This is a genomic window from Streptomyces sp. NPDC006552 (genome assembly GCF_040611655.1).
Lineage (GTDB): Bacteria > Actinomycetota > Actinomycetes > Streptomycetales > Streptomycetaceae > Streptomyces.
Genome location: NZ_JBEXOS010000012.1, coordinates 116,328 through 134,251, shown reverse-complemented (window position 1 = coordinate 134,251; position 17,924 = coordinate 116,328). Strand labels below are relative to the sequence as shown.

Here is a 17,924-nt window from a genome sequence, read left to right as displayed (position 1 = left end):
TCGAATCCTGCGGACAGGGGCGGCCCCATGCCGGGGCGAGGAGGGCGGGCCATGGTGCAGAAGGCCAAGATCCTCCTGGTCGATGACCGGCCGGAGAATCTGCTGGCGCTGGAGGCCATTCTCTCCGCGCTCGATCAGACGCTGGTGCGGGCATCGTCCGGGGAGGAAGCGCTCAAGGCGCTGCTCACGGACGATTTCGCGGTCATTCTGTTGGACGTTCAGATGCCCGGAATGGACGGATTCGAAACCGCGGCGCACATCAAGCGCCGCGAGCGGACACGGGACATCCCGATCATCTTCCTCACGGCCATCAACCACGGGCCGCACCACACGTTCCGGGGATACGCGGCCGGTGCGGTGGACTACATCTCCAAGCCGTTCGACCCGTGGGTGCTGCGCGCGAAGGTCTCGGTCTTCGTGGAGCTGTACATGAAGAACTGCCAGCTCAGAGAGCAGGCCGCGCTGCTGCGCCTGCAGTTGGAGGGTGGCGGTCGGCCGGCCGGGGACGCGAAGGAGCCCGCAGGGCTGCTCGCGGAGCTGTCGGCGCGGCTCGCCGCGGTCGAGGAGCAGGCCGAGGCGCTCTCCAAGCAGCTCGACGACGACTCGGCGGACGCCGCGGCCGTCGCCACCGCGGCGCACCTGGAGCGCAAGCTCACCGGCCTGCGCCGGGCGCTGGACGCGCTGGAGCCGGGCACGGGCAACGGCGCGCCGTCCCTGCCGTCCCAGAGCTGAACTCCCGCCCGGGCTTTGAGGGCACGTCAGTTCCGGTACCACCGGCCCGCGACACAAAAGGGTGAAGCACTGGGCACACGTGTACGCGGGCGCCTCCCCCGGTAACCTCACACCTATGGCCTCACGTCCCGCAGCCAAGAAGCCGCCCGCGAAAAAGGCGGCAGCGCCGACCAAGGCTCTGGCGAAGAGGGCCCCTGCCAAAAAACTTCCCGCCAAGAAGGCCGCGGCCAAGGCGCCCGTCAGGAAGGTCGCGGCGAAGAAACCCGCGCCCAGGCCGGCGCCGAGCGCCACCGGGGGCCTGTACCGGGTCGTCCGTGCCCTGTGGCTCGGCGTCGCGCACAGCGTGGGAGCGATGTTCCGCGGCATAGGGCGCGGCGCGAAAGGACTCGATCCGGCGCACCGCAAGGACGGCCTCGCGCTGCTGCTGCTCGGAGTCGCCCTGGTCTGCGCGGCCGGTACCTGGTCCAACTTGCAGGGCCCGGTCGGTGACCTGGTCGAGGTGCTGGTGACCGGCGCCTTCGGCCGACTCGATCTGCTGGTGCCGATACTGCTCGGCGCGATCGCCGTGCGCCTCATCCGCCACCCGGAGAAGCCCGAGGCCAACGGGCGCATCGTCATCGGCCTGTCCGCGCTCGTCGTCGGCGTCCTCGGCCAGGTCCACATCGCCTGCGGCTCACCCGCGCGCTCCGAGGGCATGCAGGCCATAAGGGACGCCGGCGGGCTCATCGGCTGGGCCGCCGCGACACCCCTCAGCTTCACGATGACCGACGTGCTCGCGGTTCCGCTACTCGTCCTGCTGACCGTCTTCGGGCTGCTCGTGGTGACCGCGACGCCGGTCAACGCGATCCCGCAGCGGCTCCGGCTGCTCGGGGTGCGGCTCGGCATCGTCCACGACGACCTGGCCGCCGAGGAGTTCGCGGCCGAGGAGTACGACGAGGACTGGCGCGAGGCGGCGCCCGCACCCGTGCGGCGGCGCTCCGCCGCCCCCGGCGGCTCCACGGCCTACGACCCGGACCGCATAGAGCAAGACGCGCTCTCCAAGCGGCGCAGGCCCCGGCGCTCGTCCGTGCAGCCGTCCATGGAGCGCTCCATGGACGCCGTGGACGTGGCCGCCGCTGCCGCCGCCGCGCTGGACGGCGCCGTACTGCACGGCATGCCGCCCTCGCCCCTGGTCGCCGACCTCACGCAGGGTGTCGGCAGCGAGCGAGGGGAGCGCTCGGGGGAGGCGCCCGCGCCGGAGCGCACGGCGCCCGTTCCGACCGCCCGGGCGAAGAAGAAGGCCGAGCCGATCGTGGCGGAGCGGGAGCCGGAGCCGGAGCACGAGCACGAGCCGACGCCGTCGAAGCTCGCCGTGCCCGACCTGACCAAGAAGCCCGCCCCGGACGACGCGCGGGAGCTGCCGCCGCGTGCCGAGCAGCTCCAGCTCGCGGGCGACATCACGTACGCGCTGCCCTCGCTCGACCTCCTGACGCGCGGCGGCCCCGGCAAGTCGCGCAGCGCGGCCAACGACGCCGTCGTCGAGTCGCTGACGACCGTCTTCACCGAGTTCAAGGTCGACGCGGCCGTCACCGGCTTCACCCGCGGACCGACGGTCACGCGCTACGAGGTGGAGCTCGGCCCCGCCGTGAAGGTCGAGAAGATCACCGCGCTCGCGAAGAACATCGCGTACGCGGTGGCCTCCCCGGACGTCCGGATCATCAGCCCGATCCCGGGCAAGTCGGCGGTCGGCATCGAGATCCCGAACACCGACCGCGAGATGGTCAACGTCGGGGACGTGCTGCGCCTCGCGGACGCCGCCGAGGACGACCACCCGATGCTCGTCGCGCTCGGCAAGGACGTCGAGGGCGGCTACGTGATGGCCAACATGGCGAAGATGCCGCACATCCTTGTCGCCGGTGCCACCGGCTCCGGCAAGTCGTCCTGCATCAACTGCCTGATCACCTCGATCATGATGCGGGCCACCCCCGAGGACGTACGGATGGTCCTCGTCGACCCCAAGCGCGTGGAGCTGACGGCGTACGAGGGGATCCCGCACCTCATCACGCCGATCATCACCAACCCCAAGCGGGCCGCCGAGGCGCTCCAGTGGGTCGTGCGGGAGATGGACCTGCGCTACGACGACCTCGCGGCGTTCGGCTACCGGCACATCGACGACTTCAACAAGGCGATCCGCGACGGCAAGCTCAAGACGCCCGAGGGCAGCGAGCGGGAGCTGAAGACCTACCCGTACCTGCTGGTGATCGTCGACGAGCTCGCCGACCTGATGATGGTCGCGCCGCGTGACGTCGAGGACGCCATCGTGCGCATCACGCAGCTCGCGCGCGCGGCCGGCATCCACCTGGTGCTCGCCACCCAGCGCCCGTCGGTCGACGTCGTCACCGGCCTCATCAAGGCGAACGTACCCTCTCGCCTCGCCTTCGCGACCTCCTCGCTCGCCGACAGCCGGGTCATCCTCGACCAGCCGGGCGCCGAGAAGCTGATCGGCAAGGGTGACGGGCTGTTCCTGCCGATGGGCGCGAACAAGCCGACCCGTATGCAGGGCGCGTTCGTCACCGAGGACGAGATCCACGCCGTCGTGCAGCACTGCAAGGACCAGATGGCGCCCGTCTTCCGCGAGGACGTCACCGTGGGCACCAAGCAGAAGAAGGAGATCGACGAGGACATCGGCGACGACCTGGAGCTGCTGTGCGCCGCCGCCGAACTGGTGGTCTCCACCCAGTTCGGCTCCACCTCCATGCTGCAGCGCAAGCTCCGGGTGGGCTTCGCCAAGGCCGGGCGCCTGATGGACCTCATGGAGTCCCGCAATATCGTGGGGCCCAGCGAGGGCTCGAAGGCCCGCGACGTCCTGGTGAAGCCGGACGAGCTGGACGGAGCGCTCGCGGTGATCCGCGGGGAGGCGCAATCCTGAGGTTCTTCCGGCCTTGATGTCACTCGTACGGGAATCCGGGGCAACCGTTTCCTCAACAGGTACGTCAAGTTGAGGAAAGGGACAACTTCTTGTCCCACCATCAGGATGTCGGGCCAGTCTGATGGCGTACAAAGTCCGGCCGCCCGGTTGCCCCACCCTTTCGTACCCCCCCTAGACTGAACCTCCAGCAGGTGGTTACACGCTCGAAAGGCGCCCCCGTGTCCATCGGCAACTCCCCTGAAGACGACCGTCCTTCGGAAGACCGCCCTTCGGAAGACAGCAGCCCGCGCGCGGACGACGGGCCCTCGGTCGGCCGTGCCCTCCAGCAGGCACGTATCGCCGCGGGGCTGACCGTCGACGAGGTGAGCCAGGCGACCCGGGTGCGGACCCCCATCGTGCACGCCATCGAGGAGGACGACTTCTCCCGCTGCGGCGGCGACGTGTACGCGCGTGGACACATCCGGACCCTGGCACGCCACGTGGGCGTCGACCCGGAGCCGCTGCTGGAGCGGTACGGCGCCCAGCACGGCAGGCGGCCCGCGCCCACGCCCGCCACCCCGCTCTTCGAGGCCGAGCGGATCCGCTCCGAGCCGCGCCGGCCCAACTGGACGGCCGCCATGGTCGCCGCGATCGTGGCCGTCATCGCCTTCGTGGGCTACACCGTGGTCAACGGCGGCGACGACGGCGACACCCAGCAGTCCGCCGAAGGCGCCACCCCCGCGACCAGCAAGCCCGCCACGAAGCCGAGCGCCACGGCCAAGAAGCCGGCGGACCGCAAGCCGGTCCCGTCCGACAGCGCGATCGCGGCGGCCCCGGCCGACAAGGTCACCGTGCGGATCACGGCCGCGGAGGGGCGCAGCTGGATCTCCGCGAAGGACCACAACGGACGGATCATGTTCGACGGGCTGCTCGAACAGGGCCAGACGAAGACGTTCCAGGACAGCCAGAAGGTCGATCTCGTCCTGGGGGACGCGGGTGCCATACAGCTCTTCGTGAACGGCAAGGAGCTGAAGGACGAGTTCCAGCCGGGTCAGGTCGAGCGCCTCACGTACACGAAGGGCGATCCCGAAGTCGGCTGACGAAGGACCGGGGCGCCCCTTCGGTAACCCTCGCGGCGAGGGCTGTCGGTGGAACAAAGTAGTCTTGAGTCCATGCCCGAACGCCGTACCGTCGCACTTGTCACCCTTGGCTGCGCCCGTAACGAGGTGGACTCGGAGGAGCTCGCAGGCCGCTTGGAGGCGGACGGCTGGGAGCTCGTCGAGGACGCCGAGTCCGCGGATGTCGCCGTCGTCAACACCTGTGGCTTCGTCGAAGCCGCCAAGAAGGACTCCGTCGACGCCCTGCTCGAGGCGAACGATCTCAAGGGGCACGGCAGAACCCAGGCCGTCGTGGCCGTCGGCTGCATGGCCGAGCGGTACGGCAAGGAGCTCGCCGACGCGCTGCCCGAGGCCGACGGCGTCCTCGGATTCGACGACTACGAGGACATCTCCGGCCGCCTGCAGACCATCCTTGCCGGTGGGAACGTGGAGGCGCACGCCCCGCGCGACCGCCGCAAGCTGCTGCCGATCAGCCCGGCCGAGCGCCAGGAGGCCGGCGCCGGGATCGCGCTGCCCGGCCACGCGCCGGCGGACCTGCCCGACGGGCTCGCGCCCGCGTCCGGGCCGCGCGCGCCCCTGCGCCGCCGGCTCGACGGCGCGCCCGTGGCCTCGGTGAAACTGGCCTCCGGCTGCGACCGGCGCTGCTCGTTCTGCGCGATCCCCTCGTTCCGCGGCTCCTTCATCTCGCGCCGCCCCAGTGATGTCCTGAACGAGACGCGCTGGCTCGCTGAGCAGGGCGTCAAGGAGGTCATGCTGGTCTCCGAGAACAACACGTCGTACGGCAAGGACCTGGGCGACATCCGCCTGCTGGAGTCCCTGCTGCCCGAGCTGGCGGCCGTCGACGGGATCGAGCGGGTCCGCGTCAGCTATCTGCAGCCCGCCGAGATGCGGCCCGGCCTGATCGACGTCCTGACGGGGACCGACAAGGTCGTCCCGTACTTCGACCTCTCCTTCCAGCACTCGGCCCCCGGCGTGCTGCGCGCGATGCGGCGCTTCGGCGACACCGACCGGTTCCTGGAGCTGCTCGACACCATTCGGAGCAAGGCGCCGCAGGCAGGCGTCCGGTCGAACTTCATCGTGGGCTTCCCCAGCGAGTCCGAGTCCGACTTCGCCGAGCTGGAGCGCTTCCTGAACGGTGCCCGCCTCGATGCCATCGGCGTCTTCGGCTACTCCGACGAGGAGGGCACGGAAGCGGCGACGTATGAGAACAAGCTCGACGAGGACATCGTCGCCGAGCGCCTCGCGCGCGTGTCGCGCCTCGCCGAGCAGCTGGTCTCCCAGCGGGCCGAGGAGCGCCTGGGCGAGACCGTCGAGGTCCTCGTCGAGTCCGTGGACGCCGAGGACGGTGTCGTGGGCCGCGGCGCGCACCAGGCGCCCGAGACGGACGGGCAGGTGCGGCTCACGGGCGGCGCCCGACCGGCCGTGGGCCGTATGGTCGTGGCAAAGGTGGTCGGGACCGAGGGAGTGGACCTCGTCGCCGAGCCGCTCGACAGCTCTGAGGAGGCGGCCAGATGACCGGAGTCCCGGCATCCGCCACGGGCGGGACCGGCACGCCGGCGCCCGGTGGCGGAAAGCTGGGCGCCGCGGCCGTCGACCAGGCCAGCCTCTGGAACATTGCCAACATCCTGACCATGGTGCGGCTGCTGCTCGTGCCCGGGTTCGTGATGCTCATGCTGACCGACGGCGGGTACGACCCGGCGTGGCGGGCGTGGGCGTGGGCGGCGTTCGCCGTCGCGATGATTACCGACATCTTCGACGGGCATCTGGCGCGGACGTACAACCTGGTCACCGACTTCGGCAAGATCGCCGACCCCATCGCCGACAAAGCGATCATGGGCGCGGCGCTGATCTGCCTCTCCTCGCTCGGGGATCTGCCGTGGTGGGTGACGGGCGTCATCCTCGGGCGTGAGCTCGGGATCACCCTGCTGCGCTTCCTGGTCATCCGGTACGGGGTCATTCCGGCCAGCCGCGGCGGCAAGATGAAGACGCTCGCGCAGGGCACGGCCGTCGGCATGTACGTGCTGGCGCTGACCGGGCCGCTGGCCTCCTTCCGGTTCTGGGTGATGGCCGTGGCCGTCGCGCTGACAGTGGTGACCGGGTTGGACTACGTGCGCCAGGCGGTCGTGCTGCGCCGCGCGGGGCTCGCGGAGGTGGCGGTCGCCGCGGCCGAGTCCCAGGCGGCACTGGCGCAGGCGGCCGTGGCCCAGACGACGGTCGCCGCTCAGCTGCCGGAGGCGGCGGGCGGGACGGAGGCTTCGGTGGAGATGCCGGCCGCGGAGGAGCCTTCGGTGCAGGCGCCGACCGCTCAGGCCCCGTCCGCTCAGGGGTCGACGGCGGCGTCCTCGGAGGCGGCCGAGAAGTGAGGGACGAGGCTGTCGAGGCGCTGCGGCTGCTGACCGAGCGTGGGGAGACCCTCGCCGTGGCCGAGTCGCTGACCGGCGGTCTCGTGGCCGCGGAGCTGGTGGCGGTGCCGGGGGCCTCGAAGGCCTTCCGCGGCTCCGTGACGGCGTACGCGACCGAACTGAAGCACGATGTCCTCGGTGTCGACGCCGAGCTGCTCGCCACACACGGGGCCGTCCATCCCGAGGTGGCGCTGCAGATGGCGGCGGGGGTGCGCCAGGCGCTCGGCGCGGCCTGGGGCATCGCCACGACCGGCGTCGCCGGTCCCGAGCCGCAGGACGGGCAGCCGGTGGGCACGGTCTACGTGGCCGTCGTCGGGCCCCGCGACCGTGCGTCCCAGGGGCCGGGTAATTTCGCTGGTAGCCGCAAAGTGCTCGAGCTGCGGTTGAACGGCGCCCGGACGGAAATCCGTAGGAAGAGTGTGCGGAGCGTGCTCCGCCTCCTCGTGGAAGCGCTGGTCGGAGCGCATTCCGGCGAACGCAGTGGGAATGCGCGGGCACAGGATACGGAACAGAACGGGGGGTTTTGATGTTTGCAGCCCTGAGTGAACACGACATCGCTCCCCGCACGGCCGTCGCACGAGGCGGTACGGTGGGGCGTGAAGGATGCGGCTACGCGGTCCGAGGAGGGAGCCACCGATGATTCTGCTCCGTCGCCTGCTGGGTGACGTGCTGCGTCGGCAGCGCCAGCGCCAGGGCCGTACTCTGCGCGAAGTCTCCTCGTCCGCCCGAGTCTCGCTCGGCTATCTCTCCGAGGTGGAGCGGGGGCAGAAGGAGGCGTCCTCCGAACTGCTTTCCGCTATCTGCGACGCGCTTGACGTACGGATGTCCGAGCTGATGCGCGAGGTGAGCGACGAGCTCGCTCTCGCGGAGCTGGCCGAGTCGGCAGCAGCGGTCCCGTCGGAACCGGTGCGTACACCGGTTCGTCCGATGCTCAATGCGGTCTCCGTGACCGGCGTCCCGCCGGAACGGGTGACGATCAAGGCGCCTGCCGAGGCGGTCGACGTCGTAGCGGCGTAGCGTCTCGCGCACACAGCGTGCAAGGGAAGGTCCCGACCGGGGAACCCGGTCGGGACCTTTTTTGGCTTCCGGTTTCCTTGCCTTCTGGCTTTCCGCAGGGTGTTTCCGGGGGCCTGCCGTCACAGAGAGTCGTCCCGTGTGTCCGTAATCGTCCATCTATGCCATCGTTGAGCGTGATTTCACTACGGAGGTAACGGATGTACGTCGTGAAGAGCCCGCTGTCCGATGCTGACCTGAAGACCGTGTCCGAGGCGCTGCAGGGCGCGCTCGTGGATCTGGTGGACCTCTCGCTGGTGGCCAAGCAGGTCCACTGGAACGTGGTGGGCCCCCGGTTCCGTTCGGTGCACCTTCAGCTCGACGAGGTCGTGGACACGGCCCGCCAGCACTCCGACACCGTCGCGGAGCGGGCCTCGGCGCTGGGCGTCCCGCCGGACGGGCGGGCCGGGACGGTGGCAGCCAGCAGCGGCATCGGCACGGTCTCCGAGGGCTGGGTGAAGGACTCGGACGCCGTGGGGACGCTGGTGGAGGCGCTCGGCGCGGTGATCGGTCGGATGCGGGAGCGGATCGGGGCGACCGGTGAGGCGGATCCGGTGAGCCAGGACATCTTCATCGGCATCACCGCCGATCTGGAGAAGCATCACTGGATGTTCCAGGCCGAGAACCGGGGCTGAGGCCGGTCTCACGGGGGCGCGGGGCGCGGGGTCGGGCGCCGGCTGTTGCGGGGTGCGCGCCGGGGGCCGGTGTTCCAGGTATGCGGCGCGAGCTGGGGTGATGGGCGGAGGTGAGCGGTCGTGGCGAGGCGGCTCCTGCTGCGCTGGATACCCGGCCTGATATTCGGCGCCCTGTGGTGGTGGGGCGTGCTGCGGCTGGCGTTCGCACCGGACGCCGGGACGTTCGAGGGGGCGGTGGCGGCGGGGGGCTGGGGGTTGAGTCTGTTGCCGGTGCACGCCTTGCCGAAGGCGCGGGCGGCGGGGGTCGCCGGCGGACGCGGGCGCCAGGGGGCGCGGCAGGAGCAGGGGCGGGCGCGGGGGACGAAGGTTGTACGGGCCGAGCGGCCCAGGGGCGCAGGGCGGCTTACCAGGGCATGGCGACGCCGCCGTTCGGGCGGAGGATCTGGCCGGTCGTGAACACCGCGGCGTCCGAGGCCAGATGCAGCACCGCATGGGCGACGTCCACCGGTGTGCCGACCCGGCCGAGCGGGGCCATCCGCACCATCAGGGACTCCGTGCGGGCCTGGGCGCTCTCGTCGTGGCGGGTCGTCATGGGGGTCCGGATCCAGCCGGGTGCGACGGCGTTGACGCGGATGCCGTGCCGGCCGACTTCCGTCGCCAAAGTCTTGGTGAGCTGGACGACGGCGGCCTTGGCGGCGCCGTAGCAGAGCAGGCCGGGGCCGCCGGTGTCGACCGCGCCCGAGGCCATGGTGACGATGCTGCCGCCGGTCCCGGCCGCGATCATGATGCGGGCCGCTTCCTGGCATGCGTACAGGACGCCCTTGAAGTTGACGGCGAGGACGCGGTCGAGGTCCTCGTCGCGGGTTTCCAGGACGGGGCTGTCGTGCATGATTCCGGCGATGGCGGCCAGGATGTCCAACCTCCCGATGGCGGCGGCCGCAGCTCTGACGGCCTCGGTGGCCTGAGTGCGGTCGGACACGTCCAGGGTGTGGGTGTGCGCCGTGCCGCCACTCTCCTTGATCGACGCCACCGTCTCGTGCAGGCCGTGCGCGTCGCGGTCCGCGCAGTGCACGATGGCTCCCGCCTCGGCGAGGAGCGCGGCCGAGGCGCGGCCGATACCGCTCGCGGCGCCGGTGACGAATGCGGTGCGTCCGGTGAGGTCGTACGCCTTGAGGGGCATGGGTGGACCGTACGAGCTGACCTGACGGGGCGTCAATTGGCGTGCGGGGGTTGGTTGGTGGGGGTGGGTATGGGGGTGGCGGTGGGCCTGGGTCGCTGGGTGGGGTGGGGGCCAGGCTGGCAGGTGGGGCACCAGTAGGTGGGGCGTTCGCGGGAGCCGTCGCCCTGTTCGGCCACGCGGATCCGGGTGCGGCAGCGCAGGCAGGGGCGTGCGGCCCGGCCGTAGACGTACAGGCGTTCGCTGGGACGGGCGCGGCCGGTGGTGACGCGGTTGGGCCGGTCCCGGTTGAACTCCAGGAGCTTCTTGGAGAGCAGCGGGAGTTGCTCCGCGGTCTCGGGGGACAGTTCGCCGACCGGGAGCCAGGGGGTGATGCCGAGGAGGAAGCAGAGCTCGGATTTGAAGACGTTGCCTACGCCGGCGAGGTTGCGCTGGTCGAGGAGGGCCTCGCCGACAGCGCGGGCCGGGTCCTGGAGCAGGTTGTCGCGGGCCTTGTCCGGGTCCCAGTCCGGGCCGAGCAGATCGGGGCCGAGGTGGCCGACAGCCTTCTCCTCCTCGCTGGTGCGCAGCAGCTCCAGGACGGGGAGGCGGTAGCCCACGGCCGCGTGTGACTCGTTGGCGAGGATGGCCCGGATCTGGTGGGCGGGGCCGCCGCGCCAGCGCTCGCCGGGGGCGTAGATCTTCCAGGAGCCGTCCATCCGCAGGTGCGAGTGGAGGGTGAGGCCGCCCTCGATGCGGGTCATCAGGTGCTTGCCGCGGGAGAGGACCTCCAGGACCGTGCGTCCGGTGAGGTCCGCGGTGGCGAACCGGGGGACGCGGAGGTCGGAACGGATGAGGACGTGTCCCGCGAGGGCGGCGTGCAGGCGCTTCGCGGCTTGCAGGACGGTGTCTCCTTCGGGCATGCGTCCAGGGTAGGCGGCTGGGTGGTGGGGCGGATGGTGGGCGTGCCCGTGGTGGGGTTGAGGCTGGTGGGCACCTATGGGGCGGCTCGTGTGCACGAGGCCGGCGGGGGCGGGGCGCCTGGGGCCCTAGGCGTGCAGCTGCGGGGCCCGGCGGGGCGCAGAACCTGGCAGGGCCACGTGGAAATCGTCCGGGAGCGGGGCCAGGCGGCAGGCAGAACCCACCGCGTCGACCCTCAGGCGCGCAGTCGTAGCCCCCTCGGGGTCGCGTGGAAGCCTGATCCCTCCAGGAGGGGGGCGTGCGGGGCTGTGAGCGCGGGCTCGCCGTTGATTCGTTCGACCGTGATCGTGCCGAGGGCGCCGGAGCGGGCCGCCTCGGCCAGGGCCTGGGCGGCGGCGGGCAGGCGCGGGTCGTCCGCTACGTGGGCGGCGGACGTCGGGGCCGAGTCGGCGTCGCCGCTGGGCCAGGCGAGGAGGCTCTTGCCGCCGCGCTCCATGTAGAGCGTCAGCTCGCCGTCGACCAGGACCACCAGCGAACCCGCCTTGCGGCCCGGCTTGTGGCCCGCGCGCGCGGGCGGCTCGGGCCAGGGCAGGGCCGCTCCGTAGGCGTTGGCCGGGTCGGCGGCGGCCAGGACCAGGGCTCGGGGAGCGGCCGTGCGGGCCGCAGGACCGTCGTTCTGGCTGAACGGGTCGGGGGGCGGCGCGCCGCGCTCCTGCGCGTTGGCCGCCGCCCGCAGGCGGTCCACCGCGCCGTCCATGGCGAACTGGGCGGCGCCCAGCCCTTCCACCACGTAGCCGCGCCGGGCCTGGCCGCTCTCCTCGAAGACGGACAGGACCCGGTACACCGCCGAGAAACCGCCCTCGATGCCCTCGGCGGCGACCGCGCCGCGGGTCACCACGCCGTGCCGGTCCAGGAGGGTGCGGGCCAGCGCGTGGGCGCGTACGGTCGCGTCCGGCTCCGGGGCGGGCAGCAGCGACCAGCGGCCGGCGACGGTCGGCGGCCCCGTGCGCGAGGTGGCGCGGGCGGCGGCCGTCAAGCTCCCGTACCGGCCGCGCGGGACAGCTCTGCGGGCCCGGTGGGCGGTGGAGCCCGCAGTACGGCCCGACCCCAGGAGCGACCGCATCGGCGCGAGCGTGTCGTTCGTCAGGCGGCCCGACCAGGCCAGGTCCCACAGCGCGTCGGCCAGCTGCGGGTCGGAGGCGGCGACCAGAGCCTCGCCCTGGCCCTCGGGGCCGTGCGGGGAGGCGGCGCGGACCTGGTCGGCGATCTGCCGGAAGAACAAGCCGTACCCGCCGGAGAGGCTGTCCAGGACCGCCTGGTGCAGCGGTGTCAGCTCCAGGGGGTGCGGGGGCGGCAGGAGGAGCGGGGCGGCATCGGCGAGGTAGAGGGAGACCCAGCCGTCCTTGCCGGGAAGCGAGCCGGCGCCCGCCCACAACACTTCGCCGGAGGCCGTGAGCTCGTCCAGCAGCGCCGGTACGTAGCCGCCGACGCGGGAGGGCAGGACGAGCTTCTCCAGGGCCGAGGCGGGCACGGAGGCCCCCTGGAGTTGCTCGATGGCGCGGACCAGGCCGTCGATGCCACGCAGACCGTGGCCGCTCAGGTGCTGCCACTGGGGCAGGAACTGGGCCAGGGCGGCGGGCGGCACCGGTTCCAGTTCGTGCCGCAGCGCGGCGAGGGAGCGGCGGCGCAGGCGGCGCAGCACGGTGGCGTCGCACCACTCCTGGCCGATGCCCGCCGGATGGAACTCGCCCTGCACCACCCGGCCGTTGGCCGCGAGGCGCTGGAGGGCGCCCTCGGTGACGGCGACGCCGAGACCGAAGCGGGCCGCGGCCTGGGTGGAGGTGAACGGGCCGTGCGTGCGTGCGAAGCGGGCCAGGAGGTCACCGAGGGGGTCCTTGACCGGTTCGGTGAAGGCCTCGGGGACACCGACGGGCAGCGCCGTGCCGAGGGCGTCCCGCAGACGGCCCGCGTCCTCGATCGCCGCCCAGTGGTCGGCGCCGGCGACACGGACCCGGATGGCGCGCCGGGCGGACGCGAGCTCCTCGGCCCAGCCGGGCTCGGCGCCCCGCTCGGCCAGCTCGCCGTCGGTCAGCGGTCCCAGGAGCCGCAGCAGGTCGGCGACGCCCTCGACGCTCTTGATCCGCCGGTCCTCGGTGCGCCACTGCAGTTCCTGTTCGAGCTCGGCCAGGACGTCCGCGTCGAGCAGCTCGCGCAGCTCGGCCTGGCCCAGGAGCTCGGCCAGCAGCCGCGAGTCCAGGGAGAGCGCCGCCGCCCGGCGCTCGGCGAGCGGGGAGTCACCCTCGTACAGGAACTGCGCGACGTATCCGAACAGGAGGGAGCGGGCGAACGGAGAGGCTTCCGCAGTGGTGACCTCGACGAGACGCACCTTGCGGGACTCGATGTCCCCCATCAGCTCCGCGAGCCCCGGTACGTCGAAGACATCCTGGAGGCACTCCCGCACCGCCTCCAGGACGATCGGGAAGGAGCCGAACTCGCTGGCCACCTGAAGGAGCTGCGAAGCGCGCTGACGCTGCTGCCACAGAGGCGTGCGCTTGCCCGGGTTCCGCTTCGGGAGCAGCAGAGCGCGGGCGGCGCACTCCCGGAAGCGGGAGGCGAACAGGGCTGAGCCGCCGACCTCGTCGGTGACGATCTGGTCGACGTCGCCCTTGTCGAAGGCGACGTCGGCGGCGCCGATGGGGGCCTGTTCGGCGTCGTACTCCAGGCCCGGCCTGGACGGCTCCTGGTCGAGGAGGTCGAGGCCCATCAGGTCGGCGTCGGGCAGGCGCAGCACGATGCCGTCGTCGGCGTGCATGACCTGGGCGTCCATGCCGTACTTCTCGCTGAGCCGGGCGCCGAGCGCGAGCGCCCACGGGGCGTGCACCTGGGCGCCGAACGGGGAGTGGACGACGACACGCCAGTCACCCAGCTCGTCCCGGAAACGCTCGACCACGATGGTGCGGTCGTCCGGGACGTGGCCGCATGCCTCGCGCTGTTCGGCGAGGTACGACAGCACGTTCTCCGCGGCCCAGGTGTCGAGGCCGGCGTCGGCCAGGCGCACGCGCGCGTCGTCCGGCTTCTGCGAGCCGACCTCGCGGAGGAAGGCGCCCACCGCACGCCCCAGTTCCAGCGGGCGGCCCAGCTGGTCGCCTTTCCAGAACGGCAGCCGCCCCGGCACTCCGGGGGCGGGGGAGACGAGGACGCGGTCGCGCGTGATGTCCTCGATCCGCCAGGAACTGGTGCCCAGGGTGAAGACGTCCCCGACGCGGGACTCGTAGACCATCTCCTCGTCCAGCTCGCCGACGCGGCCGCCGCCCTTCTTGGGGTCGGTGCCCGCCAGGAAGACGCCGAACAGGCCGCGGTCGGGGATCGTGCCTCCGGAGGTGACGGCCAGGCGCTGGGCTCCGGGGCGGCCCGTGACGGTGCCGGCGACCCGGTCCCAGACCACGCGCGGGCGCAGCTCGGCGAAGGCGTCGGAGGGATAGCGGCCCGCGAGCATGTCGAGGACGCCGGTGAAGGCCGACTCAGGGAGCGAGGCGAACGGGGCCGCCCTGCGGGCCAGCGCCAACAGGTCGTCGACCTGCCAGGTGTCCATGGCCGTCATCGCGACCAACTGCTGGGCGAGCACGTCCAGGGGGTTGCCCGGGACGCGCAGCGATTCGATGGCGCCCGAGCGCATCCGCTCGGTCACGACGGCGGACTGCACGAGGTCGCCGCGGTACTTCGGGAAGACGACGCCGGTGGAGACCGCGCCTACCTGGTGCCCGGCCCGCCCTACGCGCTGCAGGCCGGAGGCGACGGAGGGCGGCGACTCCACCTGGACGACGAGGTCGACCGCGCCCATGTCGATGCCGAGCTCAAGGCTGGAAGTGGCGACGACCGCCGGGAGACGGCCCGCCTTCAGGTCCTCTTCGACGAGCGCGCGCTGCTCCTTGGAGACCGAACCGTGGTGGGCGCGGGCGATGACCTGAGGGGCGCCGGTCGCCGCCCCGGAGCCGCCCATCAGCTCGGCGGGGGAGTGGTCCTCGGGCAGGGCCTCGCCGGTGGCCCGCTCGTAGGCGATCTCGTTCAGCCTGTTACACAGGCGCTCCGCCAGGCGCCGGGAGTTGGCGAAGACGATCGTCGAACGGTGGGCCTCGATGAGGTCCGCGATGCGCTCCTCCACGGAGGGCCAGATCGACGGACGCTCGGGGCCCTGGTCGGAGTCGGCGACCGGTGAACCGCCCAGCTCGCCCAGGTCCTCGACCGGGACGACCACCGACAGGTCGAACTGTTTGCCGGACGGCGGCTGCACGATCTCCACCTTGCGCTGCGGCGACAGGTAGCGGGCCACCTCGTCGACCGGGCGGACCGTCGCGGACAGGCCGATGCGGCGGGCCGGGCGCGGCAGCAGCTCGTCCAGGCGCTCCAGGGAGAGGGCCAGGTGGGCGCCGCGCTTGGTGCCGGCGACCGCGTGCACCTCGTCCACGATCACCGTCTCGATGCCGGTCAGCGCGTCGCGTGTGGCCGACGTCAGCATCAGGAACAGCGACTCCGGTGTCGTGATCAGGATGTCCGGCGGTCGGGTGGCCAGCGCGCGGCGCTCGGCGGGCGGGGTGTCGCCGGAGCGGATGCCGACCTTCACCTCGGGCTCGGGGTGACCGAGGCGGACGGCCTCCTGGCGGATACCGGTCAGGGGGCTGCGCAGATTGCGCTCGACGTCGACGGCGAGCGCCTTCATCGGCGACACGTACAGCACGCGGCAGCGCTTTTTCGGGTCGGCGGGCGGCGGCGTCGAGGCGAGCTGGTCCAGCGCGGCGAGGAACGCGGCGAGCGTCTTGCCCGATCCGGTCGGCGCGACGACCAGGACGTCCGAGCCCTCGCCGATGGCCCGCCACGCTCCGGCCTGCGCGGGCGTGGGCGCGGAGAAGGCCCCCGTGAACCAACCGCGGGTCGCGGGGGAGAACCCGTCGAGGGCACCCGGGGAACCCTTGCTGGACCTGACCATGCCCCCATCCTGCACCCCACCACTGACAAAGGCCGTGACCTGCGGAAACGACTGGTTCATCGGGGTGATGTGCCGCAGAATGGGGGCATGGCGGGCAAGGGCGAGTGGGCACGGCACTGGCAGTACGAGCGGCTGCCGGGGCTCGACCTGCTGCGCGCCCGCTACGTGGGGCACACCTTCCCGCGCCACAGCCACGAGGGGTATGTGCTGGGAGCGGTGGACCGCGGCGTCGAAGAGGTCGGCATGCCGGACGACACCGTGCATGCCAGGCCCGGCACCGTCGTCATGATCAACCCCGAGGTGGCGCACACCGCGCGCGCCGGCGGCCCCGACGGCTGGTCGTACGCCACGCTCTACCCGTCGGCGCAGGTCGTCGGCGAGATCGCCGCGGAGACCACCACGGTCCGCGGCACCGCGAGCTTCGGCGAGACCATCGTCACCGATCCGGGGGCCGCACACCTGATCCGTGAGGTGCACCGCGCGGCCGAGGAGGGCAACGCGCTGGCCGCCGACAGCGTCCTGCGGATCCTGCTCGCCCGCCTGCTGCGGGAGCACGGTACGGCGCTCGCCCCGCGACCGCGCAGGTCCGCCGGGGGCAGAGCGGCGGCACGCGCGCGTGAGGTCCTCGAAGCGGACATGACGGACCCGCCGTCCCTGGAGACGCTCGCCGCCGACCTCGGCTCCAGCCCGTTCGCGCTCCTGCGGGCCTTTCGCGATGCCTACGGGATGCCACCGCACGCCTGGCTGACCAATGCCCGGGTACGCGTCGCGCGTCGCCTCCTGGAAGAGGGCACGGCGCCCGCGGACGCCGCCGTAGCCGTCGGGTTCACCGACCAGCCACACCTGAACCGGCATTTCACCCGGATCGTCGGGGTGCCTCCAGGCGCGTACCAGAGGGGGCGCAAGAACGTACAAGATTCCGCGGGGCAGCCTCTCGTACTGTCCGAGGCGTGGCAGAAAAGACACCCATCGCAGACATACGAACACCGGACGCCCCCCGTCCCGGGCACGCCGACGAGGTCGTGAAGGCCGACGCCGCCGTCGTCCGTGACGCGCTCGGCGTCGGCGTCGCCGTCGGCCTGTCCGGCTTCGCCTTCGGAGTGACCGCGGCAGGCGGCGGCCTCAGTGTGTGGCAGACCTGCGCGCTCAGCCTTCTTGTCTTCACCGGGGCGTCGCAGTTCGCGCTGGTCGGTGCGCTCGCGGCCGGTGGCAACCCGTTCACCGCCGCCGCGGGCGCGTTCTTCCTCGGGGTCCGCAACGCCTTCTACGGGCTGCGTCTCTCCCAGTTGCTGGCCCTCCCGCGCGCGGTGCGGCCTTTCGCCGCGCACTGGGTCATCGACGAGACGTCGGCGGTCGCCCTGGCCCAGCCGACGCGGCGCAGCGTACGCATGGGCTTCACGGTCACCGGGCTGACCTTGTACGTCCTGTGGAACCTGACCACACTGCTCGGCGCCTTGGGGGCCGAGGCCATCGGCGACACCGACGCCTGGGGGATCGACGCGGCCGGGCCCGCCGTCTTCCTCGCTCTCCTCGCCCCGATGCTGAAGACCACCAAGGAGCGCGCCGTCGCCGTCCTCGCCGTCGTACTGGGGCTCGGACTGCTTCCTGTGCTGCCCGCCGGCGTCCCGGTCCTGGTGGCCGCACTCGCCGCACCGGCCGTGCTCTACGTAGAGGGGCGTCGCCGCACCGCGGCCTCCGACGCCGCGCAAGGAGGAGACCGATGAACGTCTGGATCGCCATCGGCGTCACCGCAGTGGGCTGTTACGCCGTCAAGCTGCTCGGTCTGCTCGTGCCCGCGGGAGCGCTGGAGCGGCCCATGGTCAAGCGGCTCGCGGCGCTGCTGCCGGTCGCGCTGCTCGCCGCGCTCACGGCGCAGCAGACGTTCGCGGAGGGCCGCGTCCTGGTCCTGGACGCCAAGGCCGCCGGGGTGGCGGCAGCCGCCGTCGCACTGCTGCTGCGGGCACCCTTCCTCGTGGTCGTCGCCGTGGCCGTGATCGTCACGGCGGGGGTACGGGCACTCGCCGGGTGACGCGCTC

Annotated in this window: 15 protein-coding genes; 12 read left to right on the top strand and 3 right to left on the bottom strand. The window is 72.2% G+C overall.

Going from position 1 to position 17,924, the window contains the following annotated elements; all coding sequences use genetic code 11:
• Positions 1 to 51: 51 nt before the first annotated feature.
• The 9 genes from ABZY33_RS10520 to ABZY33_RS10480 all read left to right on the top strand — a co-directional run bounded on the left by ABZY33_RS10520 (position 52) and on the right by ABZY33_RS10480 (position 9,283).
• Positions 52 to 732, top strand: coding sequence for a response regulator (locus tag ABZY33_RS10520; protein WP_356491132.1), 681 nt, complete (start codon positions 52 to 54; stop codon positions 730 to 732).
• Positions 733 to 847: 115 nt separating this feature from the next.
• Complete coding sequence (locus tag ABZY33_RS10515; protein ID WP_356491131.1) at positions 848 to 3,640, top strand: DNA translocase FtsK; 2,793 nt, start codon at positions 848 to 850, stop codon at positions 3,638 to 3,640.
• Between the two features lie 218 nt (positions 3,641 to 3,858).
• Positions 3,859 to 4,719 carry a RodZ domain-containing protein gene (locus tag ABZY33_RS10510; protein ID WP_356491130.1) on the top strand — a complete coding sequence of 287 codons (861 nt, stop codon included), beginning with the start codon at positions 3,859 to 3,861 and terminating at the stop codon, positions 4,717 to 4,719.
• Between the two features lie 72 nt (positions 4,720 to 4,791).
• The gene (gene rimO, locus ABZY33_RS10505; RefSeq protein ID WP_356491129.1) at positions 4,792 to 6,252 is read left to right on the top strand and encodes a 30S ribosomal protein S12 methylthiotransferase RimO; all 1,461 of its coding nucleotides are present in this window, start codon (positions 4,792 to 4,794) and stop codon (positions 6,250 to 6,252) included.
• Positions 6,249 to 7,100 (top strand): CDP-diacylglycerol--glycerol-3-phosphate 3-phosphatidyltransferase, encoded by an 852-nt coding sequence (gene pgsA / locus ABZY33_RS10500; protein ID WP_356491128.1) that lies wholly within the window; start codon positions 6,249 to 6,251, stop codon positions 7,098 to 7,100. The genes rimO and pgsA overlap by 4 nt, the downstream gene beginning before the upstream one ends.
• Positions 7,097 to 7,666 (top strand): CinA family protein, encoded by a 570-nt coding sequence (locus ABZY33_RS10495; protein WP_356491127.1) that lies wholly within the window; start codon positions 7,097 to 7,099, stop codon positions 7,664 to 7,666. The genes pgsA and ABZY33_RS10495 overlap by 4 nt, the downstream gene beginning before the upstream one ends.
• Positions 7,667 to 7,775: 109 nt before the next feature.
• Positions 7,776 to 8,156, top strand: coding sequence for a helix-turn-helix transcriptional regulator (locus ABZY33_RS10490; protein ID WP_356491126.1), 381 nt, complete (start codon positions 7,776 to 7,778; stop codon positions 8,154 to 8,156).
• Between the two features lie 197 nt (positions 8,157 to 8,353).
• Positions 8,354 to 8,827 carry a DNA starvation/stationary phase protection protein gene (locus ABZY33_RS10485; protein ID WP_356491125.1) on the top strand — a complete coding sequence of 158 codons (474 nt, stop codon included), beginning with the start codon at positions 8,354 to 8,356 and terminating at the stop codon, positions 8,825 to 8,827.
• A 147-nt stretch (positions 8,828 to 8,974) separates the two neighbouring features.
• Complete coding sequence (locus tag ABZY33_RS10480) at positions 8,975 to 9,283, top strand: hypothetical protein (RefSeq protein WP_356491143.1); 309 nt, start codon at positions 8,975 to 8,977, stop codon at positions 9,281 to 9,283.
• On the opposite strand, the gene ABZY33_RS10475 is transcribed toward ABZY33_RS10480, so the two are convergent.
• The 3 genes from ABZY33_RS10475 to ABZY33_RS10465 form a co-directional block, all read right to left on the bottom strand.
• A complete protein-coding gene (locus ABZY33_RS10475) occupies positions 9,231 to 10,007 on the bottom strand; it encodes an SDR family NAD(P)-dependent oxidoreductase (RefSeq protein WP_356491124.1) in 777 nt (258 codons plus the stop codon). The genes ABZY33_RS10480 and ABZY33_RS10475 overlap by 53 nt on opposite strands.
• Before the next feature lie 32 nt (positions 10,008 to 10,039).
• Complete coding sequence (locus ABZY33_RS10470; RefSeq protein WP_356491123.1) at positions 10,040 to 10,906, bottom strand: DNA-formamidopyrimidine glycosylase family protein; 867 nt, start codon at positions 10,904 to 10,906, stop codon at positions 10,040 to 10,042.
• 233 nt (positions 10,907 to 11,139) lie between these two features.
• Positions 11,140 to 15,888: an ATP-dependent helicase gene (locus tag ABZY33_RS10465; RefSeq protein WP_356491122.1), complete on the bottom strand. Its 4,749-nt coding sequence runs from the start codon at positions 15,886 to 15,888 to the stop codon at positions 11,140 to 11,142.
• An 87-nt stretch (positions 15,889 to 15,975) separates the two neighbouring features.
• On the opposite strand from ABZY33_RS10465, the gene ABZY33_RS10460 reads away from it, so the two are divergent.
• The 3 genes from ABZY33_RS10460 to ABZY33_RS10450 are packed head-to-tail and all read left to right on the top strand — an operon-like array spanning position 15,976 to position 17,917.
• Entirely contained in the window at positions 15,976 to 16,914 is a 939-nt protein-coding gene (locus ABZY33_RS10460) for an AraC family transcriptional regulator (RefSeq protein ID WP_356491121.1), read from the top strand.
• Positions 16,866 to 17,612 carry an AzlC family ABC transporter permease gene (locus ABZY33_RS10455; protein ID WP_356491142.1) on the top strand — a complete coding sequence of 249 codons (747 nt, stop codon included), beginning with the start codon at positions 16,866 to 16,868 and terminating at the stop codon, positions 17,610 to 17,612. Before ABZY33_RS10460 ends, ABZY33_RS10455 begins: the two co-directional genes overlap by 49 nt.
• Complete coding sequence (locus ABZY33_RS10450; RefSeq protein WP_356491120.1) at positions 17,609 to 17,917, top strand: AzlD domain-containing protein; 309 nt, start codon at positions 17,609 to 17,611, stop codon at positions 17,915 to 17,917. Before ABZY33_RS10455 ends, ABZY33_RS10450 begins: the two co-directional genes overlap by 4 nt.
• The last annotated feature ends 7 nt before the right edge of the window (positions 17,918 to 17,924 follow it).

What these genes read in the sequence shown, in the direction of transcription:
- ABZY33_RS10465 (WP_356491122.1), bottom strand. Translation starts at nt 15,888, where the DNA reads ATGGTCAGGTCCAGCAAGGGTTCCCCGGGTGCCCTCGACGGGTTCTCC.
- ABZY33_RS10490 (WP_356491126.1), top strand. Translation starts at nt 7,776, where the DNA reads ATGATTCTGCTCCGTCGCCTGCTGGGTGACGTGCTGCGTCGGCAGCGC.
- ABZY33_RS10475 (WP_356491124.1), bottom strand. Translation starts at nt 10,007, where the DNA reads ATGCCCCTCAAGGCGTACGACCTCACCGGACGCACCGCATTCGTCACC.
- pgsA (WP_356491128.1), top strand. Translation starts at nt 6,249, where the DNA reads ATGACCGGAGTCCCGGCATCCGCCACGGGCGGGACCGGCACGCCGGCG.
- rimO (WP_356491129.1), top strand. Translation starts at nt 4,792, where the DNA reads ATGCCCGAACGCCGTACCGTCGCACTTGTCACCCTTGGCTGCGCCCGT.
- ABZY33_RS10485 (WP_356491125.1), top strand. Translation starts at nt 8,354, where the DNA reads ATGTACGTCGTGAAGAGCCCGCTGTCCGATGCTGACCTGAAGACCGTG.
- ABZY33_RS10515 (WP_356491131.1), top strand. Translation starts at nt 848, where the DNA reads ATGGCCTCACGTCCCGCAGCCAAGAAGCCGCCCGCGAAAAAGGCGGCA.
- ABZY33_RS10460 (WP_356491121.1), top strand. Translation starts at nt 15,976, where the DNA reads ATGGCGGGCAAGGGCGAGTGGGCACGGCACTGGCAGTACGAGCGGCTG.
- ABZY33_RS10450 (WP_356491120.1), top strand. Translation starts at nt 17,609, where the DNA reads ATGAACGTCTGGATCGCCATCGGCGTCACCGCAGTGGGCTGTTACGCC.
- ABZY33_RS10470 (WP_356491123.1), bottom strand. Translation starts at nt 10,906, where the DNA reads ATGCCCGAAGGAGACACCGTCCTGCAAGCCGCGAAGCGCCTGCACGCC.
- ABZY33_RS10520 (WP_356491132.1), top strand. Translation starts at nt 52, where the DNA reads ATGGTGCAGAAGGCCAAGATCCTCCTGGTCGATGACCGGCCGGAGAAT.